The 23,571-nt window shown below is 73.6% G+C and carries 22 protein-coding genes and 1 tRNA gene; 10 read left to right on the top strand and 13 right to left on the bottom strand.

All coding sequences use genetic code 11. The features are described 5' to 3' along the window. Nucleotides 1-58 precede the first annotated feature (58 nt). Entirely contained in the window at nucleotides 59-1,186 is a 1,128-nt protein-coding gene (locus GA0070613_RS04455) for an epoxide hydrolase family protein (protein WP_089015747.1), read from the bottom strand. A 63-nt stretch (nucleotides 1,187-1,249) separates the two neighbouring features. Here GA0070613_RS04455 and GA0070613_RS04460 point away from each other — a divergent pair, with 63 nt between their 5' ends. From GA0070613_RS04460 to GA0070613_RS04475, 4 genes are all read left to right on the top strand, one after another. Next, a complete protein-coding gene (locus tag GA0070613_RS04460; RefSeq protein ID WP_172875756.1) occupies nucleotides 1,250-2,224 on the top strand; it encodes a helix-turn-helix transcriptional regulator in 975 nt (324 codons plus the stop codon). A gap of 321 nt (nucleotides 2,225-2,545) precedes the next feature. After that, on the top strand, nucleotides 2,546-3,475 hold the full coding sequence (locus GA0070613_RS04465) for a ribonuclease Z (protein ID WP_089011125.1): 930 nt from the start codon (nucleotides 2,546-2,548) through the stop codon (nucleotides 3,473-3,475). Then, complete coding sequence (locus GA0070613_RS04470) at nucleotides 3,472-3,981, top strand: GNAT family N-acetyltransferase (RefSeq protein ID WP_089011126.1); 510 nt, start codon at nucleotides 3,472-3,474, stop codon at nucleotides 3,979-3,981. Before GA0070613_RS04465 ends, GA0070613_RS04470 begins: the two co-directional genes overlap by 4 nt. A gap of 118 nt (nucleotides 3,982-4,099) precedes the next feature. Next, on the top strand, nucleotides 4,100-5,050 hold the full coding sequence (locus GA0070613_RS04475) for a S1C family serine protease (RefSeq protein WP_089011127.1): 951 nt from the start codon (nucleotides 4,100-4,102) through the stop codon (nucleotides 5,048-5,050). Nucleotides 5,051-5,095: 45 nt separating this feature from the next. Here the strand turns inward: GA0070613_RS04475 and GA0070613_RS04480 are convergent, their stop codons facing one another. Both GA0070613_RS04480 and GA0070613_RS04485 read right to left on the bottom strand, forming a co-directional pair. After that, nucleotides 5,096-6,466: a cystathionine beta-synthase gene (locus GA0070613_RS04480; protein ID WP_089011128.1), complete on the bottom strand. Its 1,371-nt coding sequence runs from the start codon at nucleotides 6,464-6,466 to the stop codon at nucleotides 5,096-5,098. 76 nt (nucleotides 6,467-6,542) lie between these two features. Next, nucleotides 6,543-6,899: a YkvA family protein gene (locus GA0070613_RS04485; protein WP_089011129.1), complete on the bottom strand. Its 357-nt coding sequence runs from the start codon at nucleotides 6,897-6,899 to the stop codon at nucleotides 6,543-6,545. Nucleotides 6,900-7,078: 179 nt separating this feature from the next. Here GA0070613_RS04485 and GA0070613_RS04490 point away from each other — a divergent pair, with 179 nt between their 5' ends. The 4 genes from GA0070613_RS04490 to GA0070613_RS04505 all read left to right on the top strand — a co-directional run bounded on the left by GA0070613_RS04490 (nucleotide 7,079) and on the right by GA0070613_RS04505 (nucleotide 11,824). Next, nucleotides 7,079-8,125, top strand: a complete 1,047-nt coding sequence (locus GA0070613_RS04490) for an SGNH/GDSL hydrolase family protein (RefSeq protein ID WP_089011130.1) — start codon at nucleotides 7,079-7,081, stop codon at nucleotides 8,123-8,125. A 28-nt stretch (nucleotides 8,126-8,153) separates the two neighbouring features. After that, nucleotides 8,154-8,951, top strand: a complete 798-nt coding sequence (locus GA0070613_RS04495) for an SGNH/GDSL hydrolase family protein (protein WP_089011131.1) — start codon at nucleotides 8,154-8,156, stop codon at nucleotides 8,949-8,951. Between the two features lie 76 nt (nucleotides 8,952-9,027). Further along, nucleotides 9,028-10,290 (top strand): acetyl-CoA C-acetyltransferase, encoded by a 1,263-nt coding sequence (locus tag GA0070613_RS04500; protein WP_089011132.1) that lies wholly within the window; start codon nucleotides 9,028-9,030, stop codon nucleotides 10,288-10,290. 40 nt (nucleotides 10,291-10,330) lie between these two features. Next, nucleotides 10,331-11,824 carry a CYTH and CHAD domain-containing protein gene (locus GA0070613_RS04505; RefSeq protein WP_089011133.1) on the top strand — a complete coding sequence of 498 codons (1,494 nt, stop codon included), beginning with the start codon at nucleotides 10,331-10,333 and terminating at the stop codon, nucleotides 11,822-11,824. A gap of 89 nt (nucleotides 11,825-11,913) precedes the next feature. Here the strand turns inward: GA0070613_RS04505 and GA0070613_RS04510 are convergent, their stop codons facing one another. The 4 genes from GA0070613_RS04510 to GA0070613_RS04525 form a co-directional block, all read right to left on the bottom strand. Further along, nucleotides 11,914-12,234 (bottom strand): hypothetical protein, encoded by a 321-nt coding sequence (locus GA0070613_RS04510; RefSeq protein ID WP_089011134.1) that lies wholly within the window; start codon nucleotides 12,232-12,234, stop codon nucleotides 11,914-11,916. A 28-nt stretch (nucleotides 12,235-12,262) separates the two neighbouring features. Further along, nucleotides 12,263-13,021, bottom strand: coding sequence for a Bax inhibitor-1/YccA family protein (locus tag GA0070613_RS04515; RefSeq protein ID WP_089015748.1), 759 nt, complete (start codon nucleotides 13,019-13,021; stop codon nucleotides 12,263-12,265). A gap of 127 nt (nucleotides 13,022-13,148) precedes the next feature. Beyond that, nucleotides 13,149-13,985, bottom strand: coding sequence for a Bax inhibitor-1/YccA family protein (locus GA0070613_RS04520; protein ID WP_089011135.1), 837 nt, complete (start codon nucleotides 13,983-13,985; stop codon nucleotides 13,149-13,151). Nucleotides 13,986-14,095: 110 nt separating this feature from the next. Beyond that, a tRNA-Leu gene (locus tag GA0070613_RS04525) sits at nucleotides 14,096-14,176 on the bottom strand. Nucleotides 14,177-14,278: 102 nt separating this feature from the next. On the opposite strand from GA0070613_RS04525, the gene GA0070613_RS04530 reads away from it, so the two are divergent. Next, nucleotides 14,279-16,111, top strand: coding sequence for a hypothetical protein (locus GA0070613_RS04530; protein WP_408630974.1), 1,833 nt, complete (start codon nucleotides 14,279-14,281; stop codon nucleotides 16,109-16,111). Between the two features lie 136 nt (nucleotides 16,112-16,247). Here GA0070613_RS04530 and GA0070613_RS04535 read toward each other — a convergent pair whose 3' ends face one another. The 4 genes from GA0070613_RS04535 to GA0070613_RS04550 form a co-directional block, all read right to left on the bottom strand. Next, a complete protein-coding gene (locus tag GA0070613_RS04535; protein WP_089011137.1) occupies nucleotides 16,248-17,579 on the bottom strand; it encodes an NAD(P)/FAD-dependent oxidoreductase in 1,332 nt (443 codons plus the stop codon). Nucleotides 17,580-17,681: 102 nt separating this feature from the next. Beyond that, nucleotides 17,682-18,245 (bottom strand): hypothetical protein, encoded by a 564-nt coding sequence (locus GA0070613_RS04540; RefSeq protein WP_089015749.1) that lies wholly within the window; start codon nucleotides 18,243-18,245, stop codon nucleotides 17,682-17,684. A 182-nt stretch (nucleotides 18,246-18,427) separates the two neighbouring features. Then, nucleotides 18,428-19,798 carry a DUF58 domain-containing protein gene (locus GA0070613_RS04545; protein ID WP_089011138.1) on the bottom strand — a complete coding sequence of 457 codons (1,371 nt, stop codon included), beginning with the start codon at nucleotides 19,796-19,798 and terminating at the stop codon, nucleotides 18,428-18,430. Further along, nucleotides 19,798-20,805, bottom strand: a complete 1,008-nt coding sequence (locus tag GA0070613_RS04550; RefSeq protein WP_089011139.1) for an AAA family ATPase — start codon at nucleotides 20,803-20,805, stop codon at nucleotides 19,798-19,800. Before GA0070613_RS04550 ends, GA0070613_RS04545 begins: the two co-directional genes overlap by 1 nt. Nucleotides 20,806-20,960: 155 nt before the next feature. On the opposite strand from GA0070613_RS04550, the gene GA0070613_RS04555 reads away from it, so the two are divergent. Next, nucleotides 20,961-22,214, top strand: a complete 1,254-nt coding sequence (locus GA0070613_RS04555) for an RNA-guided endonuclease InsQ/TnpB family protein (protein ID WP_089011140.1) — start codon at nucleotides 20,961-20,963, stop codon at nucleotides 22,212-22,214. Here GA0070613_RS04555 and GA0070613_RS04560 read toward each other — a convergent pair. Both GA0070613_RS04560 and GA0070613_RS04565 read right to left on the bottom strand, forming a co-directional pair. Continuing rightward, entirely contained in the window at nucleotides 22,189-22,773 is a 585-nt protein-coding gene (locus GA0070613_RS04560; protein ID WP_089011141.1) for a hypothetical protein, read from the bottom strand. The genes GA0070613_RS04555 and GA0070613_RS04560 overlap by 26 nt on opposite strands. Nucleotides 22,774-22,828: 55 nt before the next feature. Next, complete coding sequence (locus tag GA0070613_RS04565; protein WP_089011142.1) at nucleotides 22,829-23,569, bottom strand: DUF4129 domain-containing protein; 741 nt, start codon at nucleotides 23,567-23,569, stop codon at nucleotides 22,829-22,831. Nucleotides 23,570-23,571 lie beyond the last annotated feature (2 nt).

Below are 23,571 nucleotides of genomic sequence, written 5' to 3' on the forward strand. Positions count from 1 at the left end.
GGCCCGGGCGCTAATCCATTCACGTCATCAGCTTCGTAGCGACCCGCCGCACCCGCCGTCAGCGGAACTGGGCGAAGAAGGCGCGCAGATCGGCGGCGAAGGCGTACGGCTCGTCCATCGCCACGAAGTGGCTGCCCGGGTTCCCCTCCGGCCAGTGCGTGATCCGGTTGTGCCGCTCCGCGAGCCGGCGGATCCCGGGGGCGCCGGAGTACACGCCGGTCGGGACCAGGTTTTGCCCCTGCGGCCAGGCGAAGGCGGTGTTGTCGTACATGAACCAGGACGACGAGCCGGAGGTGCCGGTGAACCACCAGAGGCTCACGTTGGTCAGCAGCAGATCGCGGTCGATCGCCTTCTCCGGGACGTCCACCGTCCAGGTGAACTCCTTGAACTTGTGGATCATCCAGGCCAGCAGCCCGACCGGGGAGTCCTGCCACGCATAGCTGAACGTCTGCGGGGCGGCCCGCAGCAGGCCGTGGTGGTCCACCCCGACGCCGGCCCACTCCCGCATCTGGTGGTAGAACGCCCGCTCGGGTTCGGTCAGCTCCGGCAGGTCCGCCTCGGTGGGCATGCCGAGCCCGCCGGTGACGTACGCGCCGACCACCCGCTCCGGCGCGGCCCGGGCCACCTCCGGTGCGACGTACGCCCCGAGATCGCCGCCCTGGACGCCGTACCGGTCGTACCCGAGCCGGCGCATCAGCTCCGCGAACATCCGCCCGACCCGAGCGACGGAGAAACCGGCCTCCGCCGGCGGGGCGGAGAACCCGAAGCCGGGCACCGACGGCACCACCACGTGGAACGCCTGCCCGGGGTCGCCACCGTGGGCGCGCGGATCGGTGAGCGGCCCGATCAGCTCGGCGAACTCGACGAACGAGTTCGGCCAGCCGTGGGTGAGCAGCAGCGGCAGCGCGTCCGGCTCCGGCGAGCGGACGTGCAGGAAGTGCACGTCGAGGCCGTCGATCTCGGTGTCGAACTGCGAGAACGCGTTCAACCGCGCCTCCTGTGCCCGCCAGTCGTACCCGGTGCGCCAGTGCCCGGCCAGCTCGCGCAGGTGGTCGACCGGCACGCCGCGCTGCCAGTCCTGGCCGGGGAGCTGGCGCGGCCACCGGGTGGCGTCCAGCCGGCGGTGCAGGTCCGCCAGGTCGAACTCGGGGACGTCGATGCGGAAGTTCCTGATCTCGTCGGTCATGCCGAGGACGGTAACCACGATCTAGGTCAGTTCCCGTCCTCGTTCCCTGGCATGCTGGAAAGCGTGACGGACACCCCCGGTCGACTACTCCGACTGCTCTCGCTGCTCCAGACCCCGCGTGAGTGGCCCGGCAGCGAACTGGCCGAGCGCCTGGCCGTCAGCCCTCGCACCATCCGCCGGGACGTCGACCGGCTGCGCGACCTCGGCTACCCGGTGGCGGCCACCCTCGGCGTGACCGGCGGCTACCGGCTGGTCGCCGGGGCCGCCCTGCCACCGCTGCTGCTCGACGACGAGGAGGCGGTGGCCGTCGCGGTCGGCCTGCGGACCGCGGCCCGGCAGGCGGTGACCGGGATCGAGGAGGCCGCGCTGCGGGCGCTGACCAAGCTCGACCAGGTGCTGCCGTCCCGGCTGCGGTACCGGGTCCGCAACCTCACCGCGGCCACCGTGCCGATGGCGCCGTTCGGTGCGCCCGATCCCGTCGACCCCGACGTGCTCACCACGCTCGCCGCCGCGATCAGCGGCCGGCAGCGGGTCCGGTTCGGCTACCGGAGCCACGACGGCACCGAGAGCCGCCGGCACGTGGACCCGTACCGGCTGGTCGCCGCCGGGCACCGCTGGTACCTGGTCGGGTACGACAACGACCGCGACGACTGGCGGATCTACCGGGTGGACCGGCTCGCCGACGCCTCCGCCACCGGGGTCCGCGCCGTGCCCAGGGACCTGCCGGCCGCGGACGCCGCGGCGTACGTGCACGAGAAGTTGTACGCGCTCGCGCCCACGTACCGGGCGGTGGCCACCCTGCACGCCCCGGTCGCCGAGGTACGGGGCCGGGTCGGCGACGGCGAGCTGACACCGGTCGACGAGCGCACCTGCCGGCTCGTCTCGCACGTCGACACCCTGGACTGGCTCGCGTTCCGGCTCACCACGCTCGGCTGTGAGGTCGAGGTGCACGAGCCCCCCGAACTCCGCAACCACCTGCGCGACCTCGCGGGCCGGGCGCTGCGGGCGTCCACCGGACAGTCCCGGCCGGGCCTGTGATCGAAATCCGTTGCCGGGGCCGCCGGGGAGTCGATAGCGTGGCGGTACACGGGAAAGGAGGTGGTCCAGACTTGTATAGCAATCGGACTCGTGAGGTGGCTGTCCGCTAGCCGCTGTCCTCGACAGTGAAACTCGGTCCGCCGCGAGGCGGGCAAATGCACCATCGTCGAGACCGTGTGGCAGCGGTGCGGCGAAACCACGACAGCCACCCGACCCCCGGGGTGCCGGCCCAGTCCAGCCGGCCCGCGCGCGAGCGCGGAAGCCCCGGGGGTCGCTTCATCTTCGGCGAAGCCGGACCGGTCAGCTCAGCGGAGGGCTGCTTTGTCTATGCGCGAGCTGGTGGTGCTCGGGACGGCCAGCCAGGCGCCCACCCGGCAGCGTAACCACAACGGCTACCTGCTGCGCTGGGACGACGAGGTGCTCCTCTTCGACCCGGGCGAGGGCAGCCAGCGGCAGCTGCTGCACACCGGGATCTCCGCCACCGACCTCACCCGGATCTGCGTCACCCACTTCCACGGCGACCACTGCCTGGGGCTGCCAGGCATGATCCAGCGGCTCTCTCTCGACCGGGTGCCGCACCCGGTGGCCGTGCACTTCCCCGCCGACGGGGCCGACTACTTCGCCCGGCTGCGGCACGCCAGCTCCTTCTACGAGACCGCCGAGCTGCGCGTCGAGCCGATCGAGGCGGACCGGCAGCGGATCACTCTGGGCATCGGCACGCTGGAGGCCCGCCGGCTGCGGCACCCGATCGAGACGTACGGCTACCGGCTGGTCGAGCCGGACGGCTGCCGGATGCTGCCGGAGAAGCTGTCCGCGTACGGCATCGCGGGTCCGGCGGTCGGGGAGCTGCTCCGCGTCGGCCACCTGGACCTCGACGGACGCCGCGTCACCCGGGACGAGGTGAGCGTGACCCGCCCGGGGCAGCGGTTCGCCTTCGTCATGGACACCGGGCTCTGCGACGGGGTGTACGCCCTCGCCGAGCACGCCGACCTGCTGGTCATCGAGTCGACGTTCCTGGAGCCGGAGGCCGCGCTCGCCGCCGAGGTCGGCCACCTCACCGCGGCGCAGGCCGCGCGGGTGGCGGCCGAGTCGGGGGTACGCACGCTGGTACTCACCCACTTCTCCCAGCGGTACGCCGACCCGCGCCGCTTCGCCGACGAGGCCCGGGCGCACTTCGACGGGGAGCTGATCGTCGCCGAGGATCTGATGACCGTGCCGGTCCCGCCCCGGCGGGTAGCCTCGGCCGGGTGACGGTCACCCTGCGCCCCGCCACCGAGGCCGACCTGCTGTCGGTCGGCGCCCTGCACCGGCGGTCCCGGGTGGCGGCGTACTCGTCGTTCCTGCCGGCGGAGGCGCTGGCCGACCCGACGCCGGAGGCGATGGGGCGGTACTGGGTGGAGCGGTGGAGCTGGGAGCGGGACGACCACCGGATGACCGTCGCCGAGCGCGACGGCCGGCTGGTCGGCTTCAGCTACCTGGGCCCGGACGACGAGGGCGACCCGGCGACGGGCCTGCTCAACGCGATCCACCTGGAGCCGGACGAGCGCGGCCGGGGCACCGGGCGGGCGCTGATGGTCGACGCGCTGGACGCCCTGCGCGCCCGTGGCTGGTCCCGGGCCGTCCTCTGGGTGCTCCGGGAGAACTTTCGCGCCCGGGCCTTCTACGAGCGCGGCGGCTGGACGCCCACCGGAATGGCCCGCGACGAACACATCGGCTCCGCCCCCACCCGCCAGCTCCGCTACGAGCGCCCGCTCTGACCGTCGCCTCGACCGCCGGCACCGCGCCGGCCGGGCCGGATGGTGCCCTCGGATCGGGCGGCCGTTCGCTCTGAGCGGATCGGGGCATGACCGTCGATCCGGCCGCGTTGCCCTCGTCATGGACACCGAGCACACCGATCGGGCGGAGGACACCGCCCTGGACGCGTACTCCCGGGTGGTGACCGGCGTGGCGGCGCGCGTGCTGCCCAGCGTCGCCGCCCTGTCGGTGCGGATCCCACGCGGGGCCGGCGCCGGCTCGGCCGTCACCATCGACGCCGAGGGCCTGCTGCTGACCAGCGCCCACGTGGTGCAGGGCGCCGGGGACGGCTCGGCCGCCTTCGGCGACGGCACCGAGACCCGGTTTCGGGTGGTCGGCGCCGACCCGCTGTCGGACCTGGCCGTGCTGCGGGCCGAGGAGGCGGCGGTGCCGCCGGTCGAGCTGGGCGACGCGGACGGCCTGCGGATCGGACAGCTCGTCGTGGCGGTCGGCAACCCGATGGGGCTGGCCGGCTCGGTCACCGCCGGGGTGGTCTCCGGGCTGGGCCGGTCCCTGCCGGCCCGGGACGGCCGGCTGGTCCGGCTGATCGAGGATGTCATCCAGACCGACGCCGCGCTCAACCCGGGCAACTCCGGCGGCGCGCTGGCCGACTCGGCCGGTCGGGTGGTCGGGGTGAACACCGCCGTCGCCGGGTACGGCCTCGGGCTGGCCGTGCCGATCAACGCCACCACCCGGCAGATCATCGCCGATCTGACCGCCACCGGTCGGGTCCGGCGGGCCTGGCTGGGCGTCGCCGGGGTGCCGGTGCCGCTGCCTCCGGAGCTCACCGAACGGACCGGGCAGCGGCGCGGCCTGCGGGTGGTCGAGGTGGTCCCGGGCAGCCCTGCCGGGGTGGCCGGGATCTACCTGGGGGACATCATCGTCTCGGCGGGTGGCCGGTCGGTGCAGGACGGCCAGGGCCTGCAACGGCTGATGCTCGGCCCGGCCATCGGCACCCGGCTGGCGGTCACCGTGCTGCGCAAGGGCGCCTTCGTCGACGTGGTCGCCGTCCCCACCGAACTGACCCGCTGACGACGACAGGGCCCCTCCCGCCGGGGAGAGGCCCCGTCGACCGGGTCAGCGGGCGCCGAGGTGGGCGAGCAGGTCCTGGCGGGTCAGCACGCCCTTCGGCTTGCCGTCGACCAGCACCAGCGCCGCGTCGGACTTCTCCAGCAGGCCGACCGCCTCGCTCACCGGCTGGCCGCCGCCGATCATCGGCAGCGGCTCGGCCATGTGCCGCTCGATGGTGTCGTGCAGGTGGGCCTGGCCGGTGAAGAGCGCGTCGAGCAGGTCCTTCTCGGCGATCGAGCCGGCCACCTCGCCGGTCACCACCGGCGGCTCGGCCTTGAGCACCGGGAGCTGGGAGACGCCGTACTCGCGCATGTAGTCGATGGCGTCGCGGACCGTCTCGGTGGGGTGCACGTGCACCAGCTCGGGCAGGCCGCCCGGCTTGCTGGCCAGCGCGTCTGCGACGGTCGGCTCGGTGCCCGAGTTGTCCAGGAAGCCGTACCGGGCCATCCACTTGTCGTTGAAGATCTTCGACAGGTAGCCCTTGCCGCTGTCCGGCAGCAGCACCACGATCACGTCGTCCGGGCCGGCCTTGCGGGCCACCTCCAGGGCGGCCACCACGGCCATCCCGCAGGAGCCGCCGACCAGCAGCCCCTCCTCGCGGGCCAGCCGGCGGGTCATCTCGAAGGACTCCTTGTCGGAGACCTCGACGATCTCGTCGGCGACGCCCCGGTCGTACGTCTCCGGCCAGAAGTCCTCACCGACGCCCTCGACCAGGTACGGCCGGCCGGTGCCGCCGGAGTAGACCGAGCCCTCCGGGTCGGCGCCGATGACCTGGACCCGACCCGCCGAGGCCTCCTTGAGGTAGCGGCCGATGCCGGAGATGGTGCCGCCGGTGCCGACGCCCGCCACGAAGTGGGTGATCTCCCCCTCGGTCTGCTTCCAGATCTCCGGGCCGGTGGTCTCGTAGTGCGAGCGCGGGTTCGCTGGGTTGCTGTACTGGTTGGGCTTCCAGGCGCCGGGGATCTCCCGGGCCAGCCGGTCGGAGACGTTGTAGTAGGAGCGCGGGTCCTCCGGTGCCACGGCGGTCGGGCAGACCACCACCTCGGCGCCGTACGCGCGCAGCACGTCCTGCTTGTCCTGGCTGACCTTGTCGGGGCAGACGAAGACGCACTTGTAGCCCTTGAGCTGGGCCACCAGGGCCAGGCCGACGCCGGTGTTGCCGCTGGTCGGCTCGACGATGGTGCCACCCGGCCTGAGGATGCCCGCCGCCTCGGCGTCCTCCACCATCCGCAGCGCGATCCGGTCCTTCACCGAACCGCCCGGGTTGACGTACTCCACCTTCGCCAGCACGGTCGCCTGGATGCCCTCGGTGACGTTGCGCAGCCGTACCAGCGGGGTGTTGCCGATCAGCTCGACGACGTTGTCGTAGTACTGCACCTCGTTGTGCCCTTCGTTGCGGCGCCGGCGACGGCGGCCGGGCAGACGTATTTCTCGATGCCCAGGGTACGTGCCGTCAGGGCGTCACATGCCCGGGGATGACCGAGCTGCGACGTGCCTCCCACTCCAGGAAGCGCTCGGTCTCCGACAGCACGCTGCCGGCCAGCCAGGTGACCATCACCGCGTCGTCCACCAGACCGAAGATGGTCAGGAACAGCTCCGGGACCACGTCGACCGGGGAGACCACGTACGCCGTCGCCGCGGTCATCATGGCCAGCCGCAGGCCGCCGTCGTACTCCCCCCGGGCGGTCGCCCTGATCATCCGGGGCAGCGCGGCCAGCCGCTCGCCCAGCGACGGCCCGCCCCGCGCGCCCGCCATGAGTGCCCGCGCCAGCGCGGTGAACGCCGCGCTCCGCTTCAACGTCTTCCCCATCGTCTGCGCCCCTTTCCGCTCGACCAGCGTGCCGCCCGGGCGCAAGCCCGCGCCGCCCGCCGGCCGGACCGCCGCTCGGCGGCCCTGCCGGAAGAGCTACCCAGAACGGTCGTCCCCCAGCCGCGAACCAGCCGTCACGAGGAGAGCGGGGTGTCGGGCCGGCGCGATAATGTCGGCTCATGGGGGACGCTGGATCCGTCGTACCGGCCGGTTGGCGACGCGCCCGGCGGATCGCTCGTATGGCGGCGATCGGCACGGGCGCCACGGTGGCGGCCACCGTCGCGACGGGTGGCGTGCTGCTCGGCCAGGCCCGCCAGGCCCGGCGGACCATCCCGATGGCCGAGGCGCCCCCGCCGCGCTGCGACGGGGTGTACGGCGCCAAGTTCCCCGGCCCGCCGATGACCATGGTGATGCTGGGCGACTCCTCCGCCGCCGGCTACGGCGTGCACCGCCGCCGGGAGACCCCGGGCGCGCTGCTGGCCACCGGGCTGTCCCGCCGGCTGCACCGGCCGGTGCGGCTGCACCGGTACGCCGTGGTCGGCGCCCTGTCGGCCGGACTCAAGCCGCAGGTCGAGTCGGCCCTGGAGGTCGAACCGGACATCGCGGTGATCCTGGTCGGCGGCAACGACGTCACCAACCGGACGCCGCCGGCGCTGGCCGTGCGCTATCTGGTCGACGCGGTCCGCACGTTGCGGGCGGCCGGCTGCGAGGTGGTCGTCGGCACCTGCCCCGACCTGGGCGCGATCCGACCCATCCAGCCGCCGCTGCGCTGGCTGGCCCGGCGCTGGAGCCGCCAGCTGGCCGCCGCCCAGACGATGGCGGTGGTCGAGGCGGGTGGCTGGACGGTCTCCCTGGGCGACATGCTGGGTCCCCGGTTCGCCGCCGAGCCGGCCCGGATGTTCGCCTGGGACCGGTTCCACCCGTCCGCCGAGGGGTACGCGGTGGCCACGGCGGCGCTCCTGCCCACCGTGCTCTCCGCGCTCGGCGCGGGCCCGGAACGCCGGGTGACGGTCGCCCGGGGCGAAGGCGTACGGTCGCTGCCGGAGGCGGCCCACGAGGCGGCCCGGCACGCCGGCACCGAGGTCAGCGGCACCCAGGTCCGGGGCCGGGACCGGGGACCGGGCGGTCGCTGGGCGCAGCTGCGGCGGCGGGCCTTCTTCGGCGTCGGCGCGGTGCCGCAACCCGGCACCACCGCGGACTCCCCAACTTTGGAGGGACTGGCATGAGCGAGCGCAGGGTCCGGGTGGTGAGGTCATGACGGAGCACCACGAGCTCGCGTTCCGGCTGGGTCGGGCCGCGGCGCTCTCGCTGGTCGCTGGCACGGTGGGCGGGGCGGCCGTCCTCGCCGGCCAGGCCATCGCCGCCCGCAACCGCCGGTACGCCCAGCCGGAGCTGGGCCTCGCCCTGCGCGCCACGGTCGGCCGGGCGGGCGCCCCACCGCTGCGGCTGGTGCTGCTCGGCGACTCCTCGGCGCTCGGCGTCGGGGTGGAACGCTTCGAGGAGACCGTGGGCGGGCAGCTGGCCCACCTGCTCGCCGAGGGCCCCACCGGGCGGCAGGTGCACCTCTCCAGCGTCGGCGTCTCCGGCTCCCGCTCGACCGACCTGGCCACCCAGGTGGCCCGGGCGCTGCTGGGCGACCGCCCCGACGTGGCGTTGATCCTGGTCGGGGCGAACGACGCCACCGCGATGACCCGGCCGGCCGACGCGGCGGCCTACCTCGGCTCGGCGGTGCGCCGGCTGCGCGAGGCGCACGTCGAGGTGGTCGTCGGGACCTGCCCGGATCTCGGCGCGGTCCGCGCGGTGGCGTCCCCGCTGCGGCAGGTGCTCGGCTGGTCCGGGCGGCGGGTCGCCCGTGCCCAGACGACGGCCGTGCTGGACGCGGGCGGCAGCGTGGTCGACCTGGCCACCGAGACCGGGCCGGTGTTCCGGGCCGACGCCGGGACGCTCTGCCACGACGGCTACCACCCCTCCGCCGACGGCTACCGGGTCTGGGCGCACGCCCTCCTGCCGGCCGTGTCCGCCGCCGCGACGGTCGCCTCCCGCCACCACTGACCGCCCCGGCGGGCGTGACATTTCCCGCCGGGTGACCAGCTTCCGCGTCAAGTTACTCGCGGGTTAACGTTGGTTCATGCCGATTGAGTCGTCCCGCGACGCCGTCATCGTCGCCACCGCCCGGTCCCCCATCGGCCGCGCGTTCAAGGGTTCGCTGCGTGACGTCCGCCCGGACGACCTCGCCGCTACCATCGTCCAGGCCGCCCTGGCCAAGGTCCCCGGGCTCGACCCGACCGAGATCGACGACCTCTACCTGGGCTGCGGCCTGCCCGGCGGCGAGCAGGGCTTCAACATGGCCCGGGTGGTCGCCACCCTGATGGGCCTCGACGGCCTGCCCGGCGCCACCCTGACCCGCTACTGCGCCTCCTCGTTGCAGACCACCCGGATGGCGATGCACGCGATCCGGGCCGGCGAGGGCGACGCGTTCATCTCCGCCGGGGTCGAGATGGTCTCCCGGTACGCCCGCGGCAACTCCGACACCCTGCCCCCGGAGGCGCAGGCCCTGGTCGGCGGCGGCTGGGAGAACCCACGCTTCACCGAGGCGCAGGAGCGCTCGAAGGCCCGCGCGGCCGGCGGCGCCGAGGTGTGGACCGACCCGCGCGAGGCCGGCCAGCTCCCGGACGTCTACCTGGCGATGGGGCAGACCGCGGAGAACCTCGCCCAGGTGTACGACATCACCCGCGAGGACATGGACGCCTTCGGCGTCCGCAGCCAGAACCTGGCCGAGAAGGCGATCGCCGACGGCTTCTGGGCCCGCGAGATCACCCCGGTGACCACGCCGGGCGGCACCGTGGTGAGCGCCGACGACGGCCCCCGCCCCGGGGTGACCCTGGAGGCGGTCTCCGGCCTCAAGCCGGTCTTCCGCCCGGACGGCCGCATCACCGCCGGCAACTGCTGCCCGCTCAACGACGGCGCCGCCGCCGTAGTGATCATGAGCGCTCAGCGGGCGAAGGACCTCGGGCTCACCCCGCTGGCCCGGATCGTCTCGACCGGCGTCACCGCGCTGTCGCCGGAGATCATGGGCCTCGGCCCGGTTGAGGCCTCGAAGCAGGCCCTGAAGCGGGCCGGGATGACCATCGACGACGTCGACCTGGTCGAGATCAACGAGGCGTTCGCGGCCCAGGTGATCCCCTCCTACCGGCAGCTCGGCATCCCGGAGGAGAAAGTGAACGTGATGGGCGGCGCGATCGCCGTCGGGCACCCGTTTGGCATGACCGGCGCCCGGATCACCGGCACCCTGCTCAACGCCCTGGAGTGGCACGACAGGACCATCGGCCTGGAGACCATGTGCGTCGGCGGCGGCCAGGGCATGGCGATGGTGCTCGAACGGCTGAGCTGAGGCCCGATTCGGCGCTCCCGCCCCCGGGTACCGTTCCGTCATGGCGACGGTCGTGGAACGGGAGCGCAAGTACTCCGGTGACGAGGGGTTCCGCCTGCCGGACCTGACGGGGTGCGGTGGCGTCACGACCGTGTCGGACGCCACCGCCCTCGACCTCGACGCGATCTACCTGGACACCGCCGACCTCCGGCTGGCGCGCAGCGGATTCGCGCTGCGCCGGCGCAGCGGGGGGCACGACGCGGGCTGGCACCTGAAGGTCGGGTCGGCCGGCGGCGACCGGACCGAATACCAGTTCCCCGCCGGGGCGGACGATGCCGACCCGCCGGCGGAGCTGGTCGCGCTGTTCCGGGCCGCGTCCCGGGGACAGCCCGTGGCCCCCGCGGCGCGGATCACCACCCGCCGGGTCGAGCGCCGGCTGCTCGACGAGCGGGGCGGGGTGCTGGCCGAGGTCGCCGAGGACACCGTCGAGGGACGCGACCTGGTCACGGGCGAGCGCCAGGCCTGGCGGGAGATCGAGGTCGAGCTGGTCGACGGCGACGACGCGCTGCTCGACGCGGTGGACGCCCGGCTGCGCGCGGCCGGCGCCCGCCCGGTCCCGGTCTCCAAGTCGCACCGGGCGCTGGCCACCCGGCTCGCCGTCCCGACGGCCACCCCCGACCCCGGCGCCGCGCCCGTCCTCGACTACGCCCTCGCCCAACGCGACGCGCTGATCGCCAACCACCCCGGCGCGATCGGCGGTGACGAGGACGCGGTGCACGACGTGCGGGTCGCCGTCCGCCGGCTGCGGTCCACCCTGCGGACCTTCCGGGGGCTGTGGGACCGCCGGGAGAGCGAGTGGCTACGAACCGAGCTGCGCTGGCTGGGTACCCAGCTCGGGCCGGTCCGCGACACCCAGGTGATGGCGGCCCGGCTGACCGACGCGGTGCACGCCGAGCCCGCCGACCTGGTGCTCGGCCCGGTCGCGGCGCGGATCTCCGCCCGGTTCGCCGCCGACCTGGCCACCGCCCTGGACGAGTTGGGCGCGGCGCTCGACGCCGACCGGTACCCCGGCCTGCTGACCCGGCTGGACGCGCTGCTGGAGGGGCCGACCGCGCGGACGGTGGACGCGCGGTGGGTCGCCCGGCGGGTGCGCCGGGCGGTGTCCCGGGCCGACGACCGGCTGGACCGGGCCCTGGCCGGCGACCATCCGCACGGCGCGGACCCGGATGTCGCGCTGCACGAGGCGCGGAAGGCGTACAAGGCGGCCCGGTACGCCGTCGAGGTCCGCGAGCCGGCCGTCGGGAAACCGGCCGGCGCGTTGGTGGACCGGCTCAGGGACCTGCAGGACCTGCTCGGCGCGCACCAGGACTCGGTGGTCACCCGCGAGGTGCTGCGGCGGCAGGCGCTGCGCGCGTACGCCGACGGCGAGAACACCTTCACGTACGGCGTCCTGCATGCGCGGCAGGCCGCGCTTGCCGGCCGGGACGTGCCGGCCGTCATCCGGGCCCGCGACCGGGCCCGCCGGCGGAAGCTGCGGCGCTGGCTGAAGGGCTGACCGGCCCCCGCCCCGCGCTCAGCCGCCGCGCCCCGCGCTCAGCTCTCGGCGCGCCATGGCCAGCGGCCGGCGCGCCACGCGCCCGGAGGTCAGAGCGCCGAGCGGGTGGCGGTGATCGCCGCGGCGGCCTGGGCGAGCATCGCCTCCGGCGGGCCGGCCGCCAGCAGATCCGCCGCGACCACCCGGAGCTGGTCGGGCAGCACGAGGTCATTGCCCAACCGGGGTACGTCCCGCCGGGGCCCGCCCTCCGCGTCCGCCGCCAGGTTGCCGATCTCCTGCACCAGCTTGTGCACCAGATCGGCCCGGGACACGTTGCCGCCCTCGGCCGCCGCCGACCACCGGGGCTGCTGCCAGTGAGAGACCTGACGGACCAGCAGCTCCACTGCCCGGTCCAGTTCCGCTGCGCTCATCGCCGCCGAGTCTACGAGGGACCGCCGGTCACCGGCGCAGGTAGCTGAGCAGGCGCAGGATCTGCCAGTACAGGAAGATCAACCCGACCAGCAGGCCGAACGCGCAGAACCAGGCGTACCGGCGGGGCAGGCCCGCGCGGACCGACCGCTCGACCAGGTCGAAGTCGAGGATGAAGCTGAACGCCCCGGCGATGATCGCCACCCCGGAGAAGACGTACGGCAGCCAGCCGACCTGGCCGGTCAGGCTGTACGCCGCAAACCCCTGCCGCCCGGTGAGCAGGTACGTCACCAGGTTCACCAGGCCGATCGCGACGATGCCGATCAGCGCCCCCACGACCAGCCGGGCCAGCCGCGGGGTGGCCCGGATCAGCCGGGCCCGGTAGAGCAGCGCCATGCCCAGGAAGACGCCGAACGTGCCGACCACCGCCTGCACCACGATCCCCGGGTAGACCAGCTCGAAGGCCCGGCTGGCCACCCCGAGCAGCAGCCCCTGGAGCACCGCGTACGCCGCGATGACCAGCGGGTTGGTGATCTGCTTCAGCGAGATGACCAGCACCAGCACCAGGCCGGCGAGCGCGGTCCCGGCCAGCGCCGCCGTGAGCCACACCGCCTGCGGGACCACCACCCAGGCAGCCGCCGCGGTGACGCCGGTGAGCAGGAGCAGGCCGGCCGTCCGGGCCACCACGTCGTCCACCGTCATCGCCTCGACGGCCCCGACCCCGAGCACCTGACGTTCGGTCCGGCCGACGTCGTCCAGTCGGGTCAGCACCGGATTGGCACTCTGCACCGCGACCTCCTCGCCGACGTACCCCCCGGCTCCCACTCTGCCCCCGACGGCCCGGCGGCGACCGGAAAACGACGGCGCCCGCCGCCGCTGTCGCGGGGGCGGGCGCCGGGGTCGTACGGCGAACGGGTCAGTCGTCGCCCTGGAAGTAGCTCAGCAGTCGCAGGATCTCCAGGTAGAGCCAGACCAGGCCGACCACGATGCCGAAGGCGGCCGTCCAGGAGTAGCGCTGCGGGAGCCCCATCCGGACGCCCTCTTCGATCTCGTGGAAGTTGAGCACGAAGCTCAGCGAGGCAACCACGATGCAGACCAGGCTGAACCCGATGGCCAGCGGGCTGCCGTCGCGCAGGTGGGTGTTGACGCCGAAGAGCGCCAGCACCAGGTTGATCAGCATCACCGCGAAGAGGCCGACCATGATCGAGATCATGATTCGGGCGAACCGCGGGGTGGCCCGGATGATCCGCGCCTTGTAGATCATCGCCATCAGGAAGAAGACGCCGAAGCTGGCCGCCACGGCTTGCAGCACGATGCCGTCGTAGAGCGATTCGAACGCCTTGCTCACCATGCCGACGAAGACGCCCTCGACGATCGAGTACGCCACGACCAGCGCCGGGTTCGCCATCCGGGAGAACGAGATGATCAGGCCGAGCACCAGGCCGACCACGGCGGCGCCGATCCAGGCGACACCGACCAGGGCGTCCGGCACGAGCACCCACGCCGCGGCGGCGGAGGCGCCGAGGATGCCGAGCAGCATGACCGTCTTGACGACGACGTCGTCCAGGGTCATCGGGGTCACGGTGGGCGGCGCCGCCGGGTAGCCGACGCCGGTCGGGTACTGCTGCTGGTACGGCGCGTACTGCTGGGGGTAACCGGGCTGTCCGTACGGCCCGGGCTGGGCGTACCCGGCCGCCCGCTCACGCTCGGCCGCCTGGCCGAGCCGGGCGAGCACCGGGTTCGAGGTCTTCACTTCTCAGGCCTCCCTCAGGGGGTCAGTGCACGTGAACGTGCACCCTCAAGAGTAAACCGGGCCCGCAGCCCATGCCGGGCGCGAAGCTGTGGGAAACCTGAGAGTCTCGGTGCCCGGGGCGGGGGTCGAACCCGCACGCCTTGCGGCAGCCGCTTTTAAGGCGGCCGTGTCTGCCGTTCCACCACCCGGGCGGGTGACACCGGCGCGTCGACACGCGGCGGTGCAGTCTCACCGTAGCCGTTGCGTCCCGACCCGGCGTACCCCGCGGTGGTCGCGCCACTATGGTCGAGGCCGTGACCAGCGCAGCCCGTACCGCCCCCGGGCCCGACCCCGGCCAGGCTGTCCGCCTCGAACCGGAGGCCGCCCGCCGCTCCCGGTCCGCCCGGTTGCTGGCCACCGCGATCCGCTACCGCGCGGACCTGCTGGCCGGGCTGCTCTTCGCGCTGCTGGCGGGCTGGCTCACCCACGGGCTGTGGCCCGCGCCCACGCAGCGGATGCTCGCGCTCAACCCCGAGGACCAGACCCTCTACGAGTGGTTCCTGGCCGTCGACTCGCGCGCCCTGCTCGGCGACTTCAGCCTGCTCACCGACCGGCTCAACGCGCCGGACGGGGTCAACCTGATGACCAACACCACCGTGATCGCGCTCGGGGTGCTCCTCGCCCCGGTCACCCTGCTGGTCGGGGCGCCGGTCACCTTCGCGCTGCTGGCGGCCGGGAACCTGGCCGGCACGGCGGTCGCCTGGTACCTGCTGTTCACCCGGACGCTGCGGGCCCGCCGGCTCGCCGCCGGACTCGGCGCCGCCCTGTGCGGCTTCGGTCCGGGGATGGTCTCGCAGAGCAACAGTCACCTGCACATGACCGCGCAGTGGCTGGTCCCGCTGATCGTCTGGCTGGTGGTCCGGCTGCTCCGGGCGGCAGACCCGGCCGGCACCCTGGACGGGCCGGACCGCCGCCGGCTGGTCAGCTCGGCGGTCGGGCTGGCCGCGGCGGTCACCTTCCAGGTCTTCGTCGGCGAGGAGGTGCTCTTCCTCGCCGCGCTCACCCTGGTGGTGATGACCGTCGCGTACGCGGTGACCGACCGGCCGCTGCTCCGGCGGGCCCTGCCCACGTTCGGCGGCGGTCTGATGCTCGCCGCCGGCCTGGCGCTGCTGGTGCTCGCCTACCCGCTCAGGTACCAGTTCGCCGGGCCGCAGGGGGTCGCCGACGGGATGTTCAGCCCGCACTACTTCTCCGCCGACCTGAGCAGCTGGTGGACCGTCTCCCCGCTCTCCGTGCTGGGCAGCGACACCTCGTCCCGACTGACCACCGGGCCGGCCGAGTACAACACCTTCCTCGGCTGGCCGCTGCTGCTGGTCACCGCCGCGTGCGCGATCTGGCTCGGCCGCCGGCCGGTGGTCGTCGCCTGCGTCGCCGGGGCGCTGGTGATGGGCGCGCTGTCGCTCGGCCCGGAGCTGGTGATCTCCGGCGAGCGGACCGCGCTGCCCGGCCCGTACGCCCTGCTGGGCGGCCTGCCGGTGGTGGACGGCGCGCTGCCGATGCGGTTCGGCCTCGCCGTGCTCCCGCTGATCGGCACGCTGTTGACGCTGGCGCTGGACCGCGCCCTGCGGGAGCCGGGCCGGGCCCGACGGCTGGTTCCCCTCGCGGTCGGCGCGGCGCTGCTCAGCGTCTTCCCGGCGCCGCTGCCGACCACCGACCGGCCGGCGCTGCCCGAGTTCGTCACCGCCGGGCACTGGCGGCAGTGCGTACGCCCCGGCGGGGTGCTGGTCCCCGTGCCGCCGGCCACCCCGAAGGACCCGTGGCCGATGCGCTGGGCGACCGCGGCGGACGCGGAGTTCGGCATGCCAGAGGGCTTCTTCATCGGCCCGTACGGCCGGGGCGGCTCGGCCACCATGGGCACCTACAAGCGCCCCACCTCGGCGCTGCTGGCCGAGGTGGCCAACCGGGGCGTGCCGGCGGCCGTCGGCGACGAGCAGCGTCGGCAGGCCGCCCAGGATGTCCGTTTCTGGGGGGCGTCGTGCGTGGCGTTGACCGACGATGCCCCGCACGCGCTGGTCCTGCGCCGGACGCTGGAGCAGCTCTTCGGCCCCGGCACCCGGATCGCCGACGCCTGGACCTGGCGCTTCTGACCCACACCCCGCCGGCCTACTGCGACGGTGACCGGATGGCGTACTGCCGCAGAGTCACGCCGCAGGTCCGCCCGGGCCGCGAGCGGGAAAGGCCCGCCGCCACGACACGCGTGGCGACGGGCCCTGCTCGTACGGCTCAGCCGCGCGCCGCGCCGATCGGCTGGGAGGCCTCGGCGAACTCCTCGCGCGGGTCGTGCAGCTGGCCCAGCGCGACGACCTCACGCTTGAGGAAGAAGGCGAGCGACCAGTCGACCACGACCCGGACCTTGCGGTTGAACGACGGGATCCGCGACATGTGGTACGTCCGGTGCATGAACCAGGCCGGCCAGCCGGTCATCTTGATCCCGTAGACCTGCGCCACGCCCTTGTGCAGGCCGAGGCTGGCCACGCTGCCCGCGTGCTTGTGCTTGTAGTTGACCGGCTCGCGACCGCGGACCACGTTCGCGATGTTGTCGGCCATCCGGGCGGCCTGCCGGACCGCGTGCTGGGCGCTGGGCGAGCAGAAGTTGCCCGGCTCCTTGGTCAGGTCCGGCACGGCGGCGCAGTCGCCGGCGCTCCAGGCGCCCTCGACGACCCGGTCGCCGTCCACGATCTGGAGGGTCGGCAGGCAGGTGACCCGTCGGCGCTCGTCCCGCGGGAAGTCCGTGGCGTCCAGCATCGGCGACGGCTTCACACCGGCCGTCCAGACGATGGTGTCGGAGCGGAAGCTGTCGCCGTCGGAGAGCTTGACCACCCCGTCGACGCAGGACTCCAGGCGGGTGTCCAGCCGGATGTCCATGTTCCGCTTGAGCAGCTGCTGCACCGTGTAGGCGCCCATGTCCCGATCCACCTCGGGCAGCACCCGCTGGGTGGCCTCGACCAGGACCCAGCGCATGTCGTCCGGCTTGAGCTCAGGGTAGTAGCGAAGCGCGTCCCGGGCCATGTCCTCCATCTCGGCCAGCGCCTCGATGCCGGCGTAGCCACCGCCGACGAAGGTGAAGGTCAGCGCGGAACGGCGGACGTCCGGGTCGGTCGTGGCGGCCGCCACGTCCAGCCGGTCCAGCACGTGGTTGCGCAGGAAGATGGCCTCACCGATGGTCTTGAAACCGATGCCGTGCTCGTGCAGGCCGGGAATCGGCAGCGTCCGGGACACCGAACCGGGGGCGACGACCACGTGGTCGTACTGGATCTCCCGGGTCGGCCCGCTGATCGGCTGCACGATCGCCGTCTTCCGGTCGTGGTCGATCCGGGTCACCGTGCCCGCCACAACCTTGCACCTGCGCAACTCGCGCCGCAGCGGCACCACGGAGTGCCGGGGCGAGATGTTGCCGGCCGCCGCCTCGGGGAGGAACGGCTGGTAGGTCATGTGCGGCTGCGGGTCGACGACGACGACCTCGGCCTCACGGGAGCTCAGCTTCTTGGACAGGCGCAGAGCGGCGTACAGGCCGACGTGCCCGGCACCCACGACAAGGATCCGCTTCGGATTCACGTCATCTATCTTTCCCCGGGCGGCTGGGCTAATCCCGTTCGAGACCCCCTTCTGTGACGGAGCACAACACCTGTGACCCGCACAACGTCCCGCATCATCCCGCTATCTGCGACGCAACAGCCACCCGAGCAACGCGCTGAGGGCCACCGCGACCAGCAAGCCCGCGACCGTGGCCGCCTGGAAACCCCGGTCCGTACCCACGCCGCCGAGCCCGGCCAGCAGGATGCCGAGCACCGCGCTGGCGAGCACCACCCCGCCGGCCCGGGTCAACCACCGCAGGATCAGGTCCGGGTCGACCACCGCGTCGAGGGGCAGCAGCGCGGCGAGCGCGCAGAGGGAGTGCGCCAGGTAGAGCAGCGTGGCCACGGCGAGCAGCCGCCACAGCGCGATCGGCCGGTCGAAGCCGGCCGCGGCCAGCAACCACCCGCCGACCGTGACCAGCGCCGCGAAGGTCGGCCAGACCCGGCGCGGCCCGAACGCGGGCAGCACCGCCACCACCGTGAGGGCCAGCAGCGCCCGCGCCGCGAAGACCTGCACGGGGTACGCCAGCAGGAAACCGACCAGCACGGTGCCGAAGATGGCGGCCCGGACCAGCAGCGGCGCGAGGCTGACCCGGGTGGCCGCGTACCGCACCGCGCGGACCCGTTCGTTCAGCGCGTCCAGCATGTCGTTCATCCGTGCCGACCTTCGTTCGCGGCTGCGGGACTCCGCTGCGCTGCGTTCCTCGCGCTCACCTGTGCCCGCCTTCGTTCGCGCCTGCGGGACTCCGCTGCGCTGCGTTCCTCGCGCTCACCTGTGCCCGCCTTCGTTCGCGCCTGCGGGACTCCGCTGCGCTGCGTTCCTCGCGCTCACCGGGCACCCACCCGCGGCGCGGTGGCCAGTCTCGCCACGTCCCGGAGCACCTGGTCCAGGCTGCCCGCGCCGGCCCAACGGACGACCGGCACGCCGTGCTCGCGGAGCTGACCGATCATCGTGTCCCGGTCCAGCCGCCACAGCCGGTACGCCACCTCGGCCCAGCCCCGGTCCTTCGGCGGCGGCAGGTCGGTCGGCAGGGTGTCCACCGCGACCACGAACCGACCGCCCCGGGCGAGCCGGGCCAGCATCTGCGCCGACCGCTCGTCCAGCAGCGGCGTGAGCACCACCACCAGCGCGTCGGCGGAGAGCACCTGCGGCCCGAAGACCTGGTCGTAGGGCTCGTGCGGGGAGGACTCGGCGTGCACGTCGAGCAGCCACTCCAGCACGGTCAGGTACTGCCGGCGACCGGTGGCCGGGCGCAGCCGGCGGGCGGCCGGACCGTACTCCAGCATCGCCACCCGGTCGCCCCGGTGCAGGTAGTGCTCGCCGATCGCGGCCGCCGCCCGGACCGTGGTGTCCAGCACCGAGGCGGGACCGTTGACGCCCCCCGAGCGGCCCGCCTCGGCCAGCACGTCGAGCAGCACCACCACCTCGGCGTCCCGGTCGGAGAGGGTGGCCGCGACGTGCAGCTGGCGGGCCCGCAGCGAGACCCGCCAGTCGATCCGGCGCAGCCGGTCACCGGGGGCGAAGACCCGCACCCCGGCCAGCTCGCCGCCCTCCCCCGGCCGCCGGGAGTGGTGCGCGCCGACCAGCCCGGCCGCGCGGGGCATCGCCTCCACCGCCTCGAACGGCTCGGTCATCGGGTAGACCCGCGTCCGCACCGGGTCGGTGATCACGGCCCGGGAGACCAGCAGCCCGTCCGCGGTGGCGACCCGGGCGCCGGCCGGACCGATCGGGTGCCGGCCCCACCGCAGGGCCGTCCCGGACAGCTCCAGGTCCACCGCCGTGCCCGTCGGTACGGAGGTGACGAAGGGCCGGTCGGCGCCCCCGGAGCGGGCCACCTCCACGCCTGCCCCGCCGAAGCCGACCTTCTCCACCCGCAGCCAGGGCGACATCCGGGTCCGCACCACCGCCACGTCGTACGACACGGTGTCCGGGTTGCCGACGGCGACCGTGGCGGTCATCGGGCCGCCCTCGACCAGGTGCGCGTCCCCGGTGCTGATCTCCAGCTCCGGGCCGGCGGTGGGCCGGCGGCGCAGCGCGTACGCGGTGCCGAGGGCGAACGGCGTGGCCAGCACCACCAGATCGATCCGGCCGAACAGCACCGCCGCGATCAGCAGCAGCCCGGTGAGCAGCACCGCCCGGCCGAGCGCCCAGGTGGGCGCCCAACCCGTCGCCGGCTCCGGCTCGTGACGGCTGGCCATCAGCGCCCGGGCCGCCCGGCCGCGTAGCTGGGCAGCGCGCCGCTGGCCGGGGCGGGCGTCTGCTCGAGGACCTCCCCGACGACGAAGGACGGGTCGACCCGCCGCAGCCACATCTCCGGGCGCAGCGTGATCCGGTGGGCCAGCGCGGGCGCCGCCACCTCCTTGACGTCCTCCGGCACGACGTAGTCCCGGCCGGCGAAGACGGCCCGGACCCGGGCCAGCAGCAGCAGCGCCAGCGAGCCGCGCGGCGAGGCGCCGACCAGCGCGGACGGGTGCTCCCGGGTGGCCGCGGTGAGCGCCACGATGTAGCGGCCGATCGAGTCCTCGACCACCACGTCCTCCAGCGCGGCCTGCATGGCGCGCAGGGTGGCCGCGTCGACCACCGGCTTGATCTCGGCCTCCTCGCGGCGGCGGGCCATCCGCCGGCGCAGCACCTCCCACTCCTCCTCGTGGTTCGGGTAGCCGAACGACACCCGGAGCAGGAACCGGTCGAGCTGCGCCTCCGGCAACGGGTACGTCCCCTCGTACTCGATCGGGTTGGCGGTCGCGAGCACGTGGAACGGCTCGTCCAGCCGGTAGGTGACGCCCTCGACGGAGACCTGCTTCTCCTGCATCGCCTCCAGCAGCGCCGACTGGGTCTTCGGCGGGGTCCGGTTGATCTCATCGGCGAGCAGCAGGTTGGTGAAGACCGGCCCGGCCCGGAACGAGAAGTCGCCGCTGCGCTGGTCGTACAGGAAGGAGCCGGTGACGTCGGCGGGGAGCAGGTCGGGGGTGAACTGGAGCCGGCGGAAGTCCAGCCCGAGGGCCTGCGCGAAGGAGCGCGCGGTCAGCGTCTTGCCCAGCCCCGGCAGGTCCTCCAGCAGCACGTGCCCACCGGCGAGGATGCCGGCGAGGACGAGTTCCAGCGCCTCCCGCTTGCCGACCACGACCGTGCCGACCGCGTCCAGCACCGCCCGGGCCAGCCGGCCCACCTCGGCGGGGGGCATGCTCCGGTCCACGTCGTTCATCAGAACTCCTTCGAGGAGACCTCGCCCTTCAGGGCGGGGAGGAATCGAACTCCTGCGGAGCAGGGCAGGGATAGCCGGTTCGCCGGCAAGGCGGACTGGTGGCCCCTCCCGAGAGCCCGCAGATTGTCACAGGGCGATGCGATAGTTCGGTAGCCATGAAGACCACGCGCGTGAAGCGGGCATTCAAGTACCGCTTCTATCCGACCGAGGCGCAGGCAGCCGAGCTGTCGCGCACGTTCGGATGCGTGCGCAAGGTTTACAACCTCGCGTTGGCGGCCCGTACGGAGGCGTGGACGCTCCGGCAGGAACGCGTCAGCTACAACGCCACGTCGGCGATGCTGACCGCGTGGAAGAAGACCGGGGAACTGGCCTACCTCAACGAGGTCTCCTCGGTTCCGCTTCAGCAGGCCCTGCGGCACCTTCAGACGGCCTTCACAAACTTCTTCGCTAAACGCGCGCAGTACCCGCGTTTCAAGTCGCGGAAGAGATCGCGGAAGTCGGCGGAGTACACCACCAGCGCTTTCCGCTTCCGCGACGGCACGCTGACGCTGGCGAAGATGGGGGAGCCGCTGCACATCGTGTGGTCGCGCCCTCTCCCGGAGGGTGCGAAGCCGTCGACGGTGACCGTGTCCCAGGACAGCGCGGGCCGCTGGTTCGTGTCCCTGCTGTGCGAGGACCAGACCCTGCAGCCGCTGCCCCCGACCACCGCGGCGATCGGGATAGACGCCGGGCTCGACCACCTGCTGACCCTGTCGACCGGGGAAAAGATCACCAATCCTCGGCATGGGCAGCGCGACCGTGTCCGGCTTGCCCGCGCCCAGCGGGAGCTGTCGCGGAAGGCCAAGGGCTCGGCGAACCGGGACAACGCGCGCCGCAAGGTCGCCAAGGTTTACGCTCGCATCGCCGACCGGCGACGCGACCATCTGCACAAGATCACCACTCGGCTCGTTCGTGACAACCAAACGATCGTGATCGAGGACCTTACCGTTCGGAACCTGCTGAAAAACCACACACTCGCCCGCGCCATCAGCGACGCGGCGTGGCGCGAGTTCCGCAGCATGCTGGAATACAAGGCCCAGTGGTACGGCCGTAAGGTGATCGCGGTCGACCGCTGGTTCCCCTCCTCCAAACTGTGCTCGACCTGCGGAACCGTACGGGTCACGATGCCGCTGCACGTCCGGACCTGGACGTGCGACTGCGGCGCCATCCACGACCGTGACGTGAACGCCGCGCGGAACATTCTGGCCGCCGGGCTGGCGGTGTCTGCCTGTGGAGCTGGTGTAAGACCTCAACGGGAGCCCTCCCGGACAAGGCGGTCGGTGACGAAGCAGGAAACTTCACGGGCGACCGTGGGAATCCCGGTCCTTCAGGGCCGGGAAGATGTCAACACAGCTTCTCCAGTTCGGTGACGATCGCCGCGAGGTCGCGCGGCGACGGGGGGCGGCGGGAGGGCGTGCTGAGGAAGGTCCACAGTGTTTCTCCCAACAGGTTGCGAGCGCGGGCCGGGTCGGACTCGCGGGTGATGCCGTGTCGCTGGCGCAGCCGCTCGTCGGCCAGTTCGCCGAGACGCGGCAGGATCCGCTCGGTGAACCGTTCGCGGTTGCCCGCGCACCAGTCCAGCGGGCGTTCCCACCCGTTGATCGCGGCGCGCAGCGCGTCCCGGGCGGCCCAGTTCCAGGTGCCCGGCTCCTCACCGGCGGGCGCCCGGTAACCGGCCCGGGGCGGCGGCGGGGGCGCCAGCGCGGCGGTGACCCGCCGCACGGCGCGCAGCGCGAGCACCCCGGCGACGATGATCCACAGGGAGATCTGAAGGCCGACCGTCCGCAGGCCCGCCACGACGACCGCCACGATCGCCGCGGTGACCGCGAGGGTCCGCAGCACCAGGCGTAACCGGCCACCGCGGGACGCGACCACCGGTCCGGCCGGCTCTTCCTCGAACGACAGCAGGTCGTCGATGCTGGTGCTCACGGCGTCACCCTGGTTCGCGACTGCGGGGCTCGCAAGACCGGCTCACTCCTCGCGCTCACGGCGTCACCCGCTCGGAGGCGGTGAGGCTGGTCAACTCGCCGCGCAGGCGGCGCAGGGACGCCCGGGCCTGGTCGCGCATCCGCTTGTCAACGGTGTGCGTGGCGTACCGGGCCTCCCGATAGACGTGCGCGAACCCGTCCAGCACGTCGGCGCTGGCGATCGCCGGTACGCCGGCGGCCGGGTCGCCGCGCAGCAGCCGGCTGACCAGGTCGGTCGGGGTGTCCCCGGCGAGTCGGGGCACGCCGGCCTCCTCGGCGGCCTCCTCCAGGCGGACCCAGCAGGCGATCACCGCGGTGCGCGGGTCGGTGTCCCGGTCGTCCAGCTCCACCAGGCCCGCGTCGAGCGCGGCCACCACCTCCCGCGCGGTGCCCTCGGCGGTACGCCGGGCCCGCTGCACGGGGATCGCCCGGGTGGTACGCCGCAGCGCGCCCCGGACCAGCGTCCAGCCGACGTACCCGATGGCGAGCAGGGCCGACAGGCCGAGCACGATCGTGGCGGCGGTGACGATCCAGTGCGGGATCTGCGCCTGGGTGGCCTCGGCGCCGTCCCTCGGCTCGACGGCGATCGACGGCGCGGGCTCGGCGGAGGGGTAGTCCGGCACGTAGGGGATGTTGTCCGCGGCGGGCGGGATCCGGCTGGCCCCGATCGAGGAGTGCCCGGCCGCGAACGCGGCGACGGCCAGCAGGACGGTCACCGCCGCGACCGGCCACCACCTGCGCAGCACGCCGAGGTCCATCC

Origin of the sequence: Micromonospora inositola (genome assembly GCF_900090285.1) — a bacterium.
GTDB lineage: Bacteria > Actinomycetota > Actinomycetes > Mycobacteriales > Micromonosporaceae > Micromonospora > Micromonospora inositola.